Annotated in this window: 11 protein-coding genes and 2 rRNA genes; 11 read left to right on the top strand and 2 right to left on the bottom strand. The window is 61.3% G+C overall.

Annotation, left to right across the window (positions count from 1 at the left end; genetic code table 11):
• The first annotated feature begins 30 nt into the window (after positions 1-30).
• Genes Q2T94_RS00805 through Q2T94_RS00795 form a run of 3 tightly spaced genes read left to right on the top strand, consistent with a single transcriptional unit; the run spans position 31 to position 1,039 of the window.
• Positions 31-210, top strand: coding sequence for a hypothetical protein (locus Q2T94_RS00805; RefSeq protein ID WP_264270255.1), 180 nt, complete (start codon positions 31-33; stop codon positions 208-210).
• Between the two features lie 5 nt (positions 211-215).
• Complete coding sequence (locus tag Q2T94_RS00800) at positions 216-722, top strand: SRPBCC family protein (protein ID WP_302262510.1); 507 nt, start codon at positions 216-218, stop codon at positions 720-722.
• The gene (locus Q2T94_RS00795; RefSeq protein WP_264270253.1) at positions 719-1,039 is read left to right on the top strand and encodes an ArsR/SmtB family transcription factor; all 321 of its coding nucleotides are present in this window, start codon (positions 719-721) and stop codon (positions 1,037-1,039) included. The genes Q2T94_RS00800 and Q2T94_RS00795 overlap by 4 nt, the downstream gene beginning before the upstream one ends.
• A gap of 145 nt (positions 1,040-1,184) precedes the next feature.
• Here the strand turns inward: Q2T94_RS00795 and Q2T94_RS00790 are convergent, their stop codons facing one another.
• Together Q2T94_RS00790 and Q2T94_RS00785 are read right to left on the bottom strand one after the other, a co-directional pair.
• The gene (locus Q2T94_RS00790; protein ID WP_264270252.1) at positions 1,185-1,745 is read right to left on the bottom strand and encodes an O-acetyl-ADP-ribose deacetylase; all 561 of its coding nucleotides are present in this window, start codon (positions 1,743-1,745) and stop codon (positions 1,185-1,187) included.
• A 238-nt stretch (positions 1,746-1,983) separates the two neighbouring features.
• Positions 1,984-2,394 (bottom strand): ankyrin repeat domain-containing protein, encoded by a 411-nt coding sequence (locus Q2T94_RS00785; RefSeq protein WP_302262509.1) that lies wholly within the window; start codon positions 2,392-2,394, stop codon positions 1,984-1,986.
• A 193-nt stretch (positions 2,395-2,587) separates the two neighbouring features.
• Between Q2T94_RS00785 and argH the strand changes: the two genes are divergently transcribed.
• From argH to Q2T94_RS00745, 8 genes are all read left to right on the top strand, one after another.
• The gene (gene argH / locus Q2T94_RS00780) at positions 2,588-4,003 is read left to right on the top strand and encodes an argininosuccinate lyase (protein WP_264270250.1); all 1,416 of its coding nucleotides are present in this window, start codon (positions 2,588-2,590) and stop codon (positions 4,001-4,003) included.
• A gap of 91 nt (positions 4,004-4,094) precedes the next feature.
• Positions 4,095-4,832, top strand: coding sequence for a maleylpyruvate isomerase family mycothiol-dependent enzyme (locus tag Q2T94_RS00775; protein ID WP_302262508.1), 738 nt, complete (start codon positions 4,095-4,097; stop codon positions 4,830-4,832).
• 32 nt (positions 4,833-4,864) lie between these two features.
• Complete coding sequence (locus Q2T94_RS00770; RefSeq protein ID WP_302262507.1) at positions 4,865-5,518, top strand: DNA-3-methyladenine glycosylase; 654 nt, start codon at positions 4,865-4,867, stop codon at positions 5,516-5,518.
• Between the two features lie 9 nt (positions 5,519-5,527).
• Positions 5,528-6,064: an adenine phosphoribosyltransferase gene (locus Q2T94_RS00765; protein ID WP_302262506.1), complete on the top strand. Its 537-nt coding sequence runs from the start codon at positions 5,528-5,530 to the stop codon at positions 6,062-6,064.
• A 112-nt stretch (positions 6,065-6,176) separates the two neighbouring features.
• A complete protein-coding gene (locus Q2T94_RS00760; RefSeq protein ID WP_264270246.1) occupies positions 6,177-8,465 on the top strand; it encodes a HelD family protein in 2,289 nt (762 codons plus the stop codon).
• 29 nt (positions 8,466-8,494) lie between these two features.
• Entirely contained in the window at positions 8,495-9,811 is a 1,317-nt protein-coding gene (gene tyrS, locus Q2T94_RS00755; RefSeq protein WP_302262505.1) for a tyrosine--tRNA ligase, read from the top strand.
• A 604-nt stretch (positions 9,812-10,415) separates the two neighbouring features.
• A 16S ribosomal RNA gene (locus Q2T94_RS00750) occupies positions 10,416-11,943 on the top strand.
• A 534-nt stretch (positions 11,944-12,477) separates the two neighbouring features.
• Positions 12,478-15,607, top strand: a 23S ribosomal RNA gene (locus Q2T94_RS00745).
• Together the 16S and 23S rRNA genes form the textbook arrangement of a ribosomal RNA operon.
• Positions 15,608-15,695: the final 88 nt, after the last annotated feature.

Here is a 15,695-nt window from a genome sequence, read left to right as displayed (position 1 = left end):
GCACGGTCGCAGGAATCCCAGGAGCCTGGAATGGGTCCTTCCAAGAAGGCGGCGATGCTAGGTGCAATCCTGGTAACGCTTCTCTTGCTGGCGATCCTCATCGGTGTCATCGTCGGGACAAGCGGCATGATCGCCGGTCCCGGCGGCGGAGAGGTCTTTTCCGCGGACGGTCGCGGAATGCCGGAGGGCCTTGCGACTACCGGCCGGTAACCCTTGTGCAACCACAGCCCTTGTGCAACCATTCTGTTGCACAAGGGCTTCTCGTTTTGAGGGGAAAACACATGGACGTCAAACGTCAGGATGCCATCGAGGCATCCATCGACATCAATGCCACGGGCGCATCCGTCTGGGAACTGATCAGTGAACCAGGATGGTTCATCAACGGCGGTGCCATCACGACGCATCGGATCGAAACCGACGGTGCATTCTCAACCGTTTACGATGCGATCTATGGAAAATTCGAATTCGAGACAATCACCCTCGAGGCGCCCCGCTATGCCGCGTTCCGTTCGCTGGGGGGTCATGCATGGGACGATCCCGTCCCCAACACCCTCGTTGAATTCTGGATCGAACCCACACATTCCGGAGCCGTGAGGTTGCGCGTCATGGAAAGCGGATTCGCTGACTTCGGTGCCGATGAGCATGCTCACGCCATCAGCGCCAACACCCAGGGCTGGAAAGCGGAGATGCTGGCGGCGCAGCGTTATTTGGACGGAAAATGACCGGGCAGCCTGAACCGGCTTCCACCCAATTGATTTTTGCAGCGCTCTCCGACCCTACGCGGCGAGAGATGCTCGTGCTACTAGGTGAGAAGGCGAGCAGTGCGTCGCGACTCAGTGAACCGTTGGGCATCAGCAGGCAGGCCGCGGCCAGGCATCTCGGGATCCTTCTGGACGCCGGCCTCGCCAGACGGCGCCGCGACGGCAGGGAGATAGTCTTCGAATTGGTCCCGGGCGGATGGGGCCCGGCGACCGACTACATCGGCGGATTGCAGGCCGGCGTGGGCGGGATGTCGGCCAAGGCGTCAGAATCGGGCTGAGGCCGCACCCGCCGCTTCTCTTGCCACGGTAAGGGCACCGAGTGCTTGGGTCTTGTTGGGACCGCGCGCAAAATTCGGGGCACCGCGCGCAAAATTCGCGGGGTGCCCCGAATGCAGGATCGCGCGCGGCGTGCGCGCCGGCATGCTACGGCCCGTGGACCAGTTCGCTATCGGTGCGCGGCGTGTTGAAGGCCTTGCGGAATGCGGATTCAACCTTGTCGTTGTAGGCAACCAGCACGACGCGGTGGATCGATGTCGAATGCAGGTACGTCTCAAACCATTCGTGGATGGCGTGGGCGGCGATCGAGGCAACGTCCTCCGGGTCCCAGCCGTATGCACCGGCACCAATGGCCGGAAACGCCACGCTGGTGGCACCGAGGCGCGAGGCAACGTACAAGGAATTGGTGAAGCACTGCGAAAGCGTCTTGGGGTTGGTCTGCCCGACGTGCCGGTTTGGCCCGGGGGAATGGATGACCCAGCGGGCGGGTAGGTCGCCGGCTCCGGTGGCCAAGGCAAGGCCGGAGGCGAGGCCGTCGGGGTGGGTCGTGGCCCTGAGCTTCCGGCATTCGGCCAACAAGGCGGGACCAGCGGCCGCATGGATGGCATCGTCGACACCACCGCCACCGAGCAGGGATGGATTTGCAGCATTGACGATCGCATCGACCTTTTGTTCGGTGATGTCTCCACGCACGATGTCGATATGCATTTCTTTGCTCCTGTCAGTGATCCAGAACACCTGATAAGCACCACGATACGCGCCAGTCCTGATCTTGTGGAGGGGCATACAGCGGATTCTCAGGCGTGACTAGCGCAAAGCTGATCAGGAGGCCAAAAGCAAGGGCTTGGGGGATTTGTGTGGCACCGGCGGGAACCGCGCGGACGGAATCTAGATCCGTCTCAGCGCGGTGCCCGAAGCCGGAAAGGCAATGTCCGCGGGACCTGTCCTAGAGATATTCCTCGATGACTGCCTTGAACTCGGGCAGGTCGAACATTTGGGCGACGGCCAAGGCGTTTTGGGCACCTAAGTGGGGGTCCGCGCCGTTGACCACCAGCATCCGGGTCAGTGGTTCGTTCTTGCGGAACACGGCGCAGGTCAAGGCACCCTGGCCCTTGTCGTTGAGGCGGTTGATGTCGGCGCCGCGCTCGAGAAGGCCGGAGACGGTCTCGTCGTGGCCGTTGTAGGCAGCCAGGATCATCAGGGTGTCGCCCTTGGCGTCGGTCAGGTCCGCCGGGATTCCCTGGTCGAGGATGGCCATCAGCTTCTCGGTTTTTCCCTCGCGGGCCAGGTCGAAAATGGAGTGCAGGAACGCGAGCTCTTCATCGGAAAGCGCGTCGGGGGTGTTCGAATCGGTCATACCCCAAATCGTACCGGGCTGCCGCCAGGGGAATGGCGGTGACATCGTAGATGAATAATTATGTAGACTAGTGAATAAGTATTAGATATCGGGTGTTGCGTCCGGGGCCGGGGAACCGCCCTGCACTAGGATGGACACTGGATTTGGACACCTCTCGAACCGGTGCCCGGGACGGGTACACGGAAGGATGAACATGGGATCGGCAACAAACGAAGGTGCACTCTGGGGCGGACGATTTGCCGGAGGCCCGGCGGACGCCCTGGCGGCGCTGAGCAAGTCCACGCACTTTGACTGGCGGCTTGCCCGCTACGACATTGCCGGATCCCGCGCCCACGCCCGCGTGCTGCACACCGCCGGACTCTTGGACGAAGCCGAACTCGGCGGCATGATCAAGGCGCTGGACACCCTCGAGGCCGATGTCGTCTCCGGTGCCTACGTCGCCTCCGACTCCGACGAGGACGTCCATGGTTCCCTCGAGCGCGGGCTGATCGAGCGCGCCGGAACCGCACTGGGCGGCAAGCTGCGCGCCGGCCGCTCGCGCAACGACCAGATTGCGACGCTCGGCCGCATGTTCCTGCGCGACCACGCCCGCATCATTGCCCGCGGTGTGGTCGCAACCATCGACGCACTCATCGAACAGGCCGAGGCACACCCCAACGCCGCGATGCCCGGCCGCACCCACCTGCAGCACGCCCAGCCCATCTTGCTCTCCCACCACTTGCTGGCCCACGCCTGGGCGATGCTGCGCGACGTGCAGCGCCTGGCGGACTGGGACAAGCGCGCCGCTGTTTCCCCCTACGGCTCCGGTGCCCTGGCCGGTTCCTCGCTGGGCCTGGACCCCAACGCCGTGGCCGCCGAACTCGGCTTCGACTCCGCCGCGTGGAACTCGATCGACGGCACCGCCGCCCGCGACGTGTTCGCCGAATACGCCTGGGTGGCAGCCATGATCGGGGTGGACCTCTCCCGCGTCTCGGAGGAAATCATTCTTTGGGCCACCAAGGAATTCTCCTTCGTCACCCTCGACGACGCCTTCTCCACCGGCTCCTCGATCATGCCCCAGAAGAAAAACCCGGATGTGGCCGAACTGGCCCGCGGCAAGGCCGGGCGCTTGATCGGCAACCTGACAGGGCTGCTGGCCACGCTCAAGGCACTGCCGCTGGCCTACAACCGCGACCTGCAGGAAGACAAGGAGCCGGTCTTCGACGCGACCGACACCCTCGAACTGCTGCTCCCCGCGGTCTCCGGCATGATCGCCACGCTGAAGTTCAACACCGAGCGCATGGCCGAGCTCGCACCGCTGGGCTTCGCCCTGGCCACCGACATCGCCGAGTGGCTCGTCCGCCAGGGCGTGCCGTTCCGCGAGGCCCATGAGCTCTCCGGCGCGGCCGTGAAGCTCGCCGAGTCCAAGGGCGTGGAGCTCTGGGACCTCTCCGACGCCGAATACGCCGGGATTTCCGGGCACCTGACCCCTGAGGTCCGCACCGTGCTCTCCACCGAGGGCTCGTTGAACTCCCGTTCGGCACAGGGCGGAACCGCACCCTCGGCCGTTGCGGCGCAGCTGGCCGCATTGAAGGACGCGCTGGTTCCGGTGCGCACGTACGCCGGCTAGCAAGCCCGCAGTTCCCTCGCAGGCGGGGCCCACCATTCGGGGGGCCCCGCCTGCGTGATTTCCGGCTACCGGGCCGGATAAGGTGGTCAGTATGAGTGAGCTCACACAACAGGACCTTACGACTCGGATCCTCTCCGCCTTGTCGACCCTTCGCGAGACCATGGCCACCGTCGACGATGCGGCCGCCGCCGAGCCGAGCGCCCTTCCCGGGTGGAGCCGTGCACACGTGCTCGCCCACCTGGACGGGTTCAGCCGTGCCGCAGCGCGCCAGCTGGACACCGCTGGTGCCCAGGAACCCTTCCCCATGTACGACGGTGGAATGGAGGCCCGCGACGACTCCATCGAGATCACCGCGTTGATGCGCCCCGAGGCGCTGGTGGCCCGCGTCACCGAGTCCCTCGACGCACTGGAATCCAGCATCCGCGGCATCAGCCCGGCGGAGTGGGCCCTGGCAACAGGGTTCCGTGAGGGAGGCAGTGTGGAAGACCTCTTCCATGCCATCTGGCGCGAGCTGGTCATCCACACCTCGGACCTTGCCCTGGGCAACTCCGTCGCCGACTGGGAACCGGAATTCTGTGCGCACCTCTTCGACGCGCTCGAAGCCCGGGTGCCCGAATCCCGCCGCTACATCCTCCAGCCCCACGGTGCCCAGCGCATCACCCTTGGACAGGGCGAGGCGACCACGGTGCTCAGCGGCACCGCCTTCGACCTGGCCGCCTGGCTCGCCGGCCGCCAGCCGCTGGGACCGGTCCAGGCCACCGCCGCCGCCGACGGCACCGACCTGCCCGAGCTCGGACCCTGGGCCGTCAAGCTGAAGGCCAACAACTAGGCAACCGGGATATCCGGAAGGAGGGGGGCGTCGTGAACAGCCCGGACCGCGTTGGGTTGCTAGGTCTGCCGTCGCTGGAACTGGCACCGCACCTGCTCGGCGCCCATGTCTCCACCTTCATCGGCGGGCGGCTGGTCGTGGTGCGACTGACCGAGGTCGAGGCCTACGACGGGCACCAGGATCCCGGCTCCCATGCCTACCGGGGCAAGACCGCCCGCAATGCCGGGCTCTTCGGCCCACCGGGCACCGCGTATGTGTACTTCACCTACGGGATGCACTTCTGCGCCAATGTGGTGTGCGGGCAGGAGGGAACAGCCTCGGCCGTGCTGATGCGCGCCGGGGAAGTCGTTTCGGGCCTGGACACGGTGTTGGCCAGACGGGGAAACCCGAAAGGACCCGAGGCACAGCTACTCAGCGGGCCTGCCCGGTTGGCCCAGGGGCTGGGGCTGACGCTGGAACACAACCTGGCGCGCTTCCGCGACGGCACCGCCGTGCCGCCGGGACCCGACCTGGCGTTGGGGAACCTGGCCATCGCCCCGGCCGGCTACCAGGCCGGTCCGCGCACCGGGGTGGCGGGGGACGGCGGCGGGGAAGAATACCCGTACCGGTTCTGGCTCCCGGGCGAGCCCAGCGTCTCGCCGTACCGGAAGGCGGCACCGCGCAAGGTGCGCGGCGGAAGGGACTAGACTTGTCGGGTGAATCCAGAGCCTGAAACCATAAGCGACCTCCTTGACCGACTGTGCGAAATCGTTCCCGATTACCCCAGCGCAGGGATTTCCTTCAAGGACTTGACCCCGGCCTTTGCCGACGCGGCGGGACTGCGCCGCATGGTCGATGAGATCGTCGCCCCCTTTTCCGGCCAATTCGACGTCATTGCCGGGCTCGAGGCCCGCGGATTCGTGCTGGCCGCGGCCGCCGCCTACGCCACGGGAACCGGCATGGTCACGGTGCGCAAGGCCGGAAAGCTTCCCCGTGAGGTGCACCGCGACGAATACACCCTGGAATACGGGACCGGGACCCTGGAATTGCACCGCGACGATGTCGCGCCCGGCACCCGGGTGCTGATTCTCGATGACGTGCTGGCCACCGGCGGCACGGTCGGCTCCGCCGCCCGTTTGCTGAAAATGGTCGGCGCACAGGTCATCGGGGTCGGCGTGGTCCTTGAGCTCCAGGGCCTGGGCGGGCGCGAAAAGCTCTCCGGCCTGCACGTCCATTCGCTCCAGCTCGTCTAGCAACACCCGCCTGCCGTATCCGCATCGGTCGCCCCAAGGCGTCCGGTCAAATGCTCGGTGCCGCAGAGCGTAAACTGGTCTGTCCACGATTTGTTCCATCAGGGAGTGCTGAATGTCAGAGTCCACGACCGTTCAACCGGAGCTCGACGCCGAACGCAACTACGTTTCGATGCTCTATACCCGCTTGGATGAGCTGCGCGCCGAAAAGCTCGAGCAGCTCACCCGCACCCGCCGCGGCGGGGCGCAGGGATCCATCCAGAACGTGTCCGAACGCGACTCCTTTGCCGCCCTGTACGAAGACCGCCTGGCGCAGCTGAATGCCGTTGAGGACCGCTTGGTGTTCGGCCGGCTGGACCTTGACGATGACATGAACCGTTCCGGGGAGGAACCCGGCGCCCCGCGCTACATCGGCCGCATCGGCATGACCGACGAGGACCTGACGCGCCTGATGGTCGACTGGCGCGCCCCGGAGGCCGCCGCCTTCTACCAGGCCACCGCGCTGCACCGGCAGGGCGTGCGCCGCCGCCGGCACCTGATGCTGCGCGGGCGCACCGTGCTGGGCATCGACGACGAGGTCCTGGACACCGAACTCTTCGGCGAAAACGACAACCTGCAGGGAGAGGGCGCTCTCATGGCCGCCCTGACGCAGAAGCGCACCGGGCGCATGGGCGACATCGTGGGCACCATCCAGGCCGAGCAGGACCGCATTATCCGCTCCCCGCTGGCCGGAGTGTTGGTGGTCCAGGGTGGACCTGGCACCGGCAAGACTGCGGTGGCACTGCACCGTGCCGCCTTCCTGCTCTACGAACACCGTGAACGGCTCAAGAGCGCCGGCGTGCTGCTGGTCGGCCCCTCATCATCGTTCATGCGCTACATCGAGCGCGTGCTGCCCTCCCTGGGCGAGACCGGCGTGGTCATGTCCTCGGTCGGCGAGCTGTATCCGGGCCTGCGTGCCGTGCCCGAGCACAGCCGGGAGGCCGCCCGCATCAAGGGCAAGGCCTTCATGGCAAAGGTCGTGGCCAAGGCGGTTTCCAACCGCCAGCGACTGCTGGCCGAGGACCGCCGCGTCGTGGTCGAGGGTACCCGGCTGGTGCTGACCCGCGGCCAGGTGCGTCATGCGCGTGAAAAGGCGCGGGCCTCCCGCAAGCCGCACAACGAGGCCCGCGAGGTGTTCACCAAGATCCTGGTGCGCGAGTTGGCCACGCAGCTGCAGCAGGTCCTTGAGGATTCATCGGGCAACGGCAATGCCGTGGACCGCAGCTACCTGGTCCAGGAAGTGCGCGAATCACGCGATGTCCGCATTGCCCTGAACCTGTGCTGGATGCCGCTGACACCGCAGTCCCTGCTGGAGGAACTCTTCGCCAAGGAAGACCTGCTCGCCGCGGCCGCTCCGCAGCTGAACGCCCGCGAGCTCAAGGCGCTGCACCGGAAGCCCGGGGCGCCCTGGACCGAGTCCGATGTGCCGCTGCTGGATGAGGCAGCCGAACTGCTGGGCGACTTCAAGGCCGTGGGCAACAAGGACGCCGGTGTCGAGGCGCAGCTCAAGCGGGACCTGGAAAACGCCGAGGCGACCCTGCGCAACGTCAACGAGATGCTCTTCAACGCCGGCATCGACGGGCTCGTCGAGGCCCAGGACCTGGCAGATATGAACCAGGAGACCGAGGCACGCCAGACGGCAGCCGAGCGTGCCGTGGCCGACCGCAACTGGGCCTACGGGCACGTGGTGGTCGACGAGGCCCAAGAGCTGTCCCCGATGCAGTGGCGACTGCTGATGCGCCGCTGCCCCCTGAAGTCCTTCACGGTGGTCGGCGACATCGCCCAGACCTCCTCGGCCTCGGGCGCCAACAGCTGGGCGCAGGCCATGAAGCCGTTCGTGGCCGAGCGCTTCACCCTGGAGGAACTAACGGTCAACTACCGCACCCCCATGCAGATCGCCGCCGCCGCGACCAGGGTTGCCCACGCCGCGGGACTGAAGATCTCCACCCCGAAGGCAGTGCGCGAGGGCCAGTGGCCGCCGCTGGTGGACCGGCTGGAACCGGGGCAGTTGCTGCCCAAGCTCCGTGAGGTTCTACCCGGGGAAGTCGCGATCGCCGACGGCGGCCTGTTGGCCGTCATCGTGCCCGAGCCGCGTCTGGCCCAGGTTCGCTCCGCCGTGGTCGAGCAATTCGGCCGCCGTGTGGGAAGCGGGTCCGGTGGCTTGAGCCAGGACATCGTGGTGCTGGGTGCACGCGAGGCCAAGGGCCTGGAATTCGATGTGGTGGTTGTCTTGGAACCGCAGGAGTTGATCGACGAAGTCGAGGGCAGCGTCGGTGATCTGTATGTTGCGATGACCCGCACCACGCAGCGCCTGCGAATCCTGGCCGAGGGCTCGATTCCTGCGGGCATTGACTCGGAAGCGTAATTCGGGGCCGAGACTGCTAATTTAGTAGGGTGTCTGAAATTGAGCAGAATCCCGCACTGTCGGGACAACGTAATGATCCGTCCTTTGAAAACGTCTGGCAGGAACTGAAGTGGCGTGGCCTGGTCCACGTGTCCACCGAGGAAACCGAGCTGGAAAAGGTCCTCTCCGGAGAGAGCATTACGTATTACTGCGGTTTCGATCCCACCGCCCCGTCCCTGCACCTGGGCAACCTGGTACAGCTGTTGAACATGCGCCGCCTGCAGTTGGCCGGCCACAAGCCCCTGGGCTTGGTTGGCGGCTCCACCGGCCTGATCGGTGATCCGCGCCAGACGGCCGAGCGTGTGCTGAACACCAAGGAAACGGTTGCCGAATGGGTGGGCAAGCTCGAGTCGCAGGTTTCCCGCTTCCTCTCCTTTGAGGGCGAGAACGCGGCCCGCATGGTCAATAACCTGGACTGGACCGCCAACCTGAGTGCCATCGATTTCCTGCGCGAGGTTGGCAAGTACTTCCGGGTGGGCACCATGATCAAGAAAGAAACCGTTGCCGCCCGTCTGAACTCGGACGAGGGCATCAGCTACACGGAGTTCAGCTACCAGGTGCTGCAGGGTTACGACTACCTGAAGCTGCACCAGCTTTACGGTTGCACGCTGCAGACCGGCGGCTCCGACCAGTGGGGCAACCTCACCAGCGGCACCGACTTGATCCGCAAGGCCGAGGGCAAGAGCGCCTACGCCTACGGAACCCCGTTGATCACCAACTCCGACGGCACCAAGTTCGGCAAGTCCGAGGGCAACGCCATTTGGCTGGATGCAGAGATGTGCAGCCCGTACACCTTCTACCAGTTCTGGCTGAACACCGCGGATGCCGATGCCATTTCGCGCTTGAAGGTCTTCACTTTCCTTTCCCGTGCAGAGATCGAGGCACTCGAAAAAGAAGTTGCCGAGCGTCCCTTCGCCCGCAAGGCCCAGAAGGAACTGGCTTACCTCGTGACATCGTTGGTCCACGGTGTGGATGCCACGGAAAAGGTCATCGCAGCTTCGGCCGCCCTTTTTGGCCAGGGCGAATTGGGCGATATGGACGAAGCGACGCTCAGGGCCGCGACCCAGGAGCTAAAAAGCACCACTGTTACCGGGGAGGATCTGGATATTATCTCGGTATTGATGGCTTCCGGTCTTTCCGAATCGAAGTCGGCCGCCCGGCGCACGATCAGTGAAGGCGGCGCCTACGTGAACAACGTGAAGTACTCGGACCACGAAGCAGTCGTTAGCCGAGAGGACCTATTGCACGGTCGCTACCTTTTGGTACGCCGCGGGAAAAAGAACCTGGCAGTTGTTGAGGTCTCCTAAATAGGGAAATGAATTTCCGGCTTGCTGACAACGCAATTTGAACCGGGGCGGGGGAGTGCTGTGAATCACGGCGACGACCTCGCCCCGGTTTTTGCCTTTTGGGCTCCGATTTGCGCCTAATCCCGGTTGTTTCGGGGGAATCCGGGGTCATGGTGTGCAGGATCCGTCGATTTGCCGGGACGCGGAAACGTGTGTATTGTTTTCTAAGTCGCCGCGGCCAAGGCAAGCGAAAAGCTACCAGCCGCGAATGACAAAAGAATTCTTCTAACAACGTTTATTCGTTGAAGGAAAGATGTGTTTTTAGCAAATTAGATCGACGATAAGCCGGTTTGACAAAGCGAAGAACATGTAATAAATTATTCAAGTTGCTCCAGAGCGAAGCGCCGGTAGGAATTGTTAGTCCGGTTGTGGGTGTTGGAAGTGTCTGTTGTTTGAGAACTCAATAGTGTGCCAAGTTTGTTGATACCAATTTATTTATTTTATTGGTGAATGGTTTCAGGGTCCGCACCCCCGTGTGGATGCCTGGGGCAATTTGCCAGGATGTTTTGCTTGGTGCAGCCCGGTCGATTTTTTCCAGTCGGCGTGTTGGTTGTGTCTGTATTTTTTTACGGAGAGTTTGATCCTGGCTCAGGATGAACGCTGGCGGCGTGCTTAACACATGCAAGTCGAACGATGACTTTTGTGCTTGCACAGAATGATTAGTGGCGAACGGGTGAGTAACACGTGAGTAACCTGCCCCTGACTCTGGGATAAGCCTGGGAAACTGGGTCTAATACCGGATATGCACCGTGGACCGCATGGTTTTTGGTGGAAAGATTTTTTGGTCAGGGATGGACTCGCGGCCTATCAGCTTGTTGGTGAGGTAATGGCTCACCAAGGCGACGACGGGTAGCCGGCCTGAGAGGGTGACCGGCCACACTGGGACTGAGACACGGCCCAGACTCCTACGGGAGGCAGCAGTGGGGAATATTGCACAATGGGCGAAAGCCTGATGCAGCGACGCCGCGTGAGGGATGACGGCCTTCGGGTTGTAAACCTCTTTCAGTAGGGAAGAAGCGAAAGTGACGGTACCTGCAGAAGAAGCGCCGGCTAACTACGTGCCAGCAGCCGCGGTAATACGTAGGGCGCAAGCGTTATCCGGAATTATTGGGCGTAAAGAGCTCGTAGGCGGTTTGTCGCGTCTATCGTGAAAGTCCGAGGCTCAACCTCGGATCTGCGGTGGGTACGGGCAGACTAGAGTGATGTAGGGGAGACTGGAATTCCTGGTGTAGCGGTGAAATGCGCAGATATCAGGAGGAACACCGATGGCGAAGGCAGGTCTCTGGGCATTAACTGACGCTGAGGAGCGAAAGCATGGGGAGCGAACAGGATTAGATACCCTGGTAGTCCATGCCGTAAACGTTGGGCACTAGGTGTGGGGGACATTCCACGTTTTCCGCGCCGTAGCTAACGCATTAAGTGCCCCGCCTGGGGAGTACGGCCGCAAGGCTAAAACTCAAAGGAATTGACGGGGGCCCGCACAAGCGGCGGAGCATGCGGATTAATTCGATGCAACGCGAAGAACCTTACCAAGGCTTGACATGTGCCAGACCGCCGTGGAAACACGGTTTCCCCTTTGGGGCTGGTTCACAGGTGGTGCATGGTTGTCGTCAGCTCGTGTCGTGAGATGTTGGGTTAAGTCCCGCAACGAGCGCAACCCTCGTTCCATGTTGCCAGCGCGTAAAGGCGGGGACTCATGGGAGACTGCCGGGGTCAACTCGGAGGAAGGTGGGGACGACGTCAAATCATCATGCCCCTTATGTCTTGGGCTTCACGCATGCTACAATGGCCGGTACAATGGGTTGCGATACTGTGAGGTGGAGCTAATCCCAAAAAGCCGGTCTCAGTTCGGATTGGGGTCTGCAACTCGACCCCATGAAGTCGGAGTCGCTAGTAATCGCAGATCAGCAACGCTGCGGTGAATACGTTCCCGGGCCTTGTACACACCGCCCGTCAAGTCACGAAAGTTGGTAACACCCGAAGCCGGTGGCCTAACCCCTTGTGGGAGGGAGCCGTCGAAGGTGGGACCGGCGATTGGGACTAAGTCGTAACAAGGTAGCCGTACCGGAAGGTGCGGCTGGATCACCTCCTTTCTAAGGAGCAACTAGCACCAGGCAGGGATTCCACAGTGTTTCCCGTGCGGGTGTTCAGTGCTGCTCGCATCCATCACTTGTGTTGATGGGCGAGTGCTCAAGGGTGGAATATCAACAAATCATGGCCGTCCATCGTTGGTGGGTGGTTTTCTAGTACGCTTCCGGGATTCGTTCCGGTGGTTGGAACGGGAGCCGCCGGCGAACGCGGGTGGTCTTTTGGCACACTGTTGGGTCCTGGAATAACAGGCCCCGGTCCGGTTTCGGGTTGGGTTCTTGTTTTTTCTGGATTGTCCCGCGCATGGCCTAAGCCGCACGAGCCCCCTGGGGGTGTGTTGGTGGTGGGTGTGACGGGGTTGTTGTTTGGGAACTGTATAGTGGACGCGAGCATCTTGTGAGGCAAGGGATTTTTTCCTTGTCTTGCATAGCAATTTCTTATGAATTATTGAACCTGGTGAACGCACTTTCGGGTGTGTTTTTCTTGGTTCTTTCGATTGTAATAATATATAGCTCATGTAAATTTTTGATCATGTTTGTGGTCAAGTTTTTAAGGGCGCACGGTGGATGCCTTGGCATTGGGAGCCGAAGAAGGACGTGGGAATCTGCGATAAGCCTGGTGGAGTCGATAACCGGACGTTGAGACCAGGATTTCCGAATGGGGAAACCCCGTACGGTGTCATGCCGTATGACCCGCAGCTGAACACATAGGCTGTGTGGAGGGAACGCGGGGAAGTGAAACATCTCAGTACCCGCAGGAAGAGAAAACAATAGTGATTCCGTTAGTAGTGGCGAGCGAACGCGGATGGGGCTAAACCGAGCCATGTGTGATAGCCGGCGGGCGTTGCATGGTCGGGGTTGTGGGACTTTCCATATCAGTTCTGCCGGACTGGTGAAGTGAGGTGCGGGCGCATAGGCGAATCGGCTTGAATGCCGGACCGTAGAGGGTGAGAGTCCCGTAGTGCGAATGCGTGCCGCCGCTTTGTGAGAGTATCCCAAGTAGGACGGGGCCCGAGAAATCCCGTTTGAATCTGCCAGGACCACCTGGTAAGCCTAAATACTACCCAATGACCGATAGCGGACAAGTACCGTGAGGGAATGGTGAAAAGTACCCCGGGAGGGGAGTGAAATAGTACCTGAAACCGTGCGCTTACAATCCGTTGGAGCCTCCTTGTTGGGGTGACAGCGTGCCTTTTGAAGAATGAGCCTGCGAGTTAGTGTTACGTCGCGAGGTTAACCCGTGTGGGGAAGCCGTAGCGAAAGCGAGTCTGAATAGGGCGAGTGAGTGGCGTGATCTAGACCCGAAGCGAAGTGATCTACCCATGGCCAGGTTGAAGCGCGTGTAAGAGCGCGTGGAGGACCGAACCCACTTCAGTTGAAAATGGAGGGGATGAGCTGTGGGTAGGGGTGAAAGGCCAATCAAACTTCGTGATAGCTGGTTCTCCCCGAAATGCATTTAGGTGCAGCGTTGCGTGTTTCTTACCGGAGGTAGAGCTACTGGATGGCTAATGGGCCCTACAAGGTTACTGACGTCAGCCAAACTCCGAATGCCGGTAAGTGAGAGCGCAGCAGTGAGACTGTGGGGGATAAGCTTCATAGTCGAGAGGGAAACAGCCCAGAACGCCAACTAAGGCCCCTAAGCGTGTGCTAAGTGGAAAAGGATGTGGAGTTGCGAAGACAACCAGGAGGTTGGCTTAGAAGCAGCCACCCTTGAAAGAGTGCGTAATAGCTCACTGGTCAAGTGATTCCGCGCCGACAATGTAGCGGGGCTCAAGCACACCGCCGAAGTTGCGTCATTCACATATTTGGCAGGCCTTCGTGGTCCAGCCGTGTGGATGGGTAGGGGAGCGTCGTGTGGGCAGTGAAGTCGCGGTGTAAACCAGCGGTGGAGCCCACACGAGTGAGAATGCAGGCATGAGTAGCGAATGACGGGTGAGAAACCCGTCCGCCGAATGATCAAGGGTTCCAGGGTCAAGCTAATCTGCCCTGGGTAAGTCGGGACCTAAGGCGAGGCCGACAGGCGTAGTCGATGGACAACGGGTTGATATTCCCGTACCGGTGAAAAACCGCCCATACCGAACTGGTGATGCTAACCGCCCCAACCACCCACCTCAAGGCCTTCGGGCCTTGTATCGGGTGTGCGGCGCGGGACCCGAACCAGGGAGGTAAGCGTATTAACAGGTGTGACGCAGGAAGGTAGCCGAGCCAGGCAATGGAATTGACCTGGTCCAAGGATGTAGGGCGAGTCGTAGGCAAATCCGCGACTCACATAGCCTGAGACCCGATAGGCGCCCCTTTTGGGGGGTGATTCGGTGATCCTATGCTGCCAAGAAAAGCATCGACGCGAGGTTTTAGCCGCCCGTACCCCAAACCGACACAGGTGATCAGGTAGAGAATACTAAGGCGATCGAGAGAATCATGGTTAAGGAACTCGGCAAAATGCCCCCGTAACTTCGGGAGAAGGGGGGCCTGCCCCGTGATGAGGATTTACTCCTCGGAGCGGGTGTGGGCCGCAGAGACCAGGGGGAAGCGACTGTTTACTAAAAACACAGGTCCGTGCGAAGTCGCAAGACGATGTATACGGACTGACTCCTGCCCGGTGCTGGAAGGTTAAGAGGACCGGTTAGCTCTTTGGAGCGAAGCTGAGAATTTAAGCCCCAGTAAACGGCGGTGGTAACTATAACCATCCTAAGGTAGCGAAATTCCTTGTCGGGTAAGTTCCGACCTGCACGAATGGAGTAACGACTTCCCCGCTGTCTCAACCATGAACTCGGCGAAATTGCACTACGAGTAAAGATGCTCGTTACGCGCAGCAGGACGGAAAGACCCCGAGACCTTTACTATAGTTTGGTATTGGTGTTCGGTGCAGCTTGTGTAGGATAGGTGGGAGACTGTGAAGCCCGGACGCTAGTTCGGGTGGAGTCATCGTTGAAATACCACTCTGGCTGTACCGGTCACCTAACTTCGGCCCATGATCTGGGTCAGGGACAGTGCCTGATGGGTAGTTTAACTGGGGCGGTTGCCTCCTAAAGAGTAACGGAGGCGCCCAAAGGTTCCCTCAGCCTGGTTGGCAATCAGGTGTCGAGTGTAAGTGCACAAGGGAGCTTGACTGTGAGAGCGACAGCTCGAGCAGGGACGAAAGTCGGGACTAGTGATCCGGCGGCACGTTGTGGAACGGCCGTCGCTCAACGGATAAAAGGTACCTCGGGGATAACAGGCTGATCTTGCCCAAGAGTCCATATCGACGGCATGGTTTGGCACCTCGATGTCGGCTCGTCGCATCCTGGGGCTGGAGTAGGTCCCAAGGGTTGGGCTGTTCGCCCATTAAAGCGGTACGCGAGCTGGGTTTAGAACGTCGTGAGACAGTTCGGTCCCTATCCGCTGCGCGCGCAGGAAATTTGAGAAGAGCTGTCCTTAGTACGAGAGGACCGGGACGGACGAACCTCTGGTGTGTCAGTTGTACTGCCAAGTGCACCGCTGATTAGCTACGTTCGGAAGGGATAACCGCTGAAAGCATCTAAGCGGGAAGCCCACTTCGAGATGAGATTTCCATACACTTTTGAGTGTGAGAGGCCCCCAGCCAGACCACTGGGTTGATAGGCAGGATGTGGAAGCGAGGACTAAAGACTCGTGAAGCTGACCTGTACTAATAGGCCGACAACTTAAACCACAAACACCACACCACCGACACGCTCGGTGGTTGGCAAGAAACGCTGCGTCCACTATACGGTCCCGAAACAACAAACCCAATTTGTTTT

It is taken from the genome of Paeniglutamicibacter sulfureus, assembly GCF_030512175.1.
GTDB classification, from domain to species: Bacteria; Actinomycetota; Actinomycetes; order Actinomycetales; family Micrococcaceae; genus Paeniglutamicibacter; species Paeniglutamicibacter sulfureus.
Note: the sequence above shows the minus strand (reverse complement) of the source record. Positions and strands in the feature narration are given on the sequence as shown.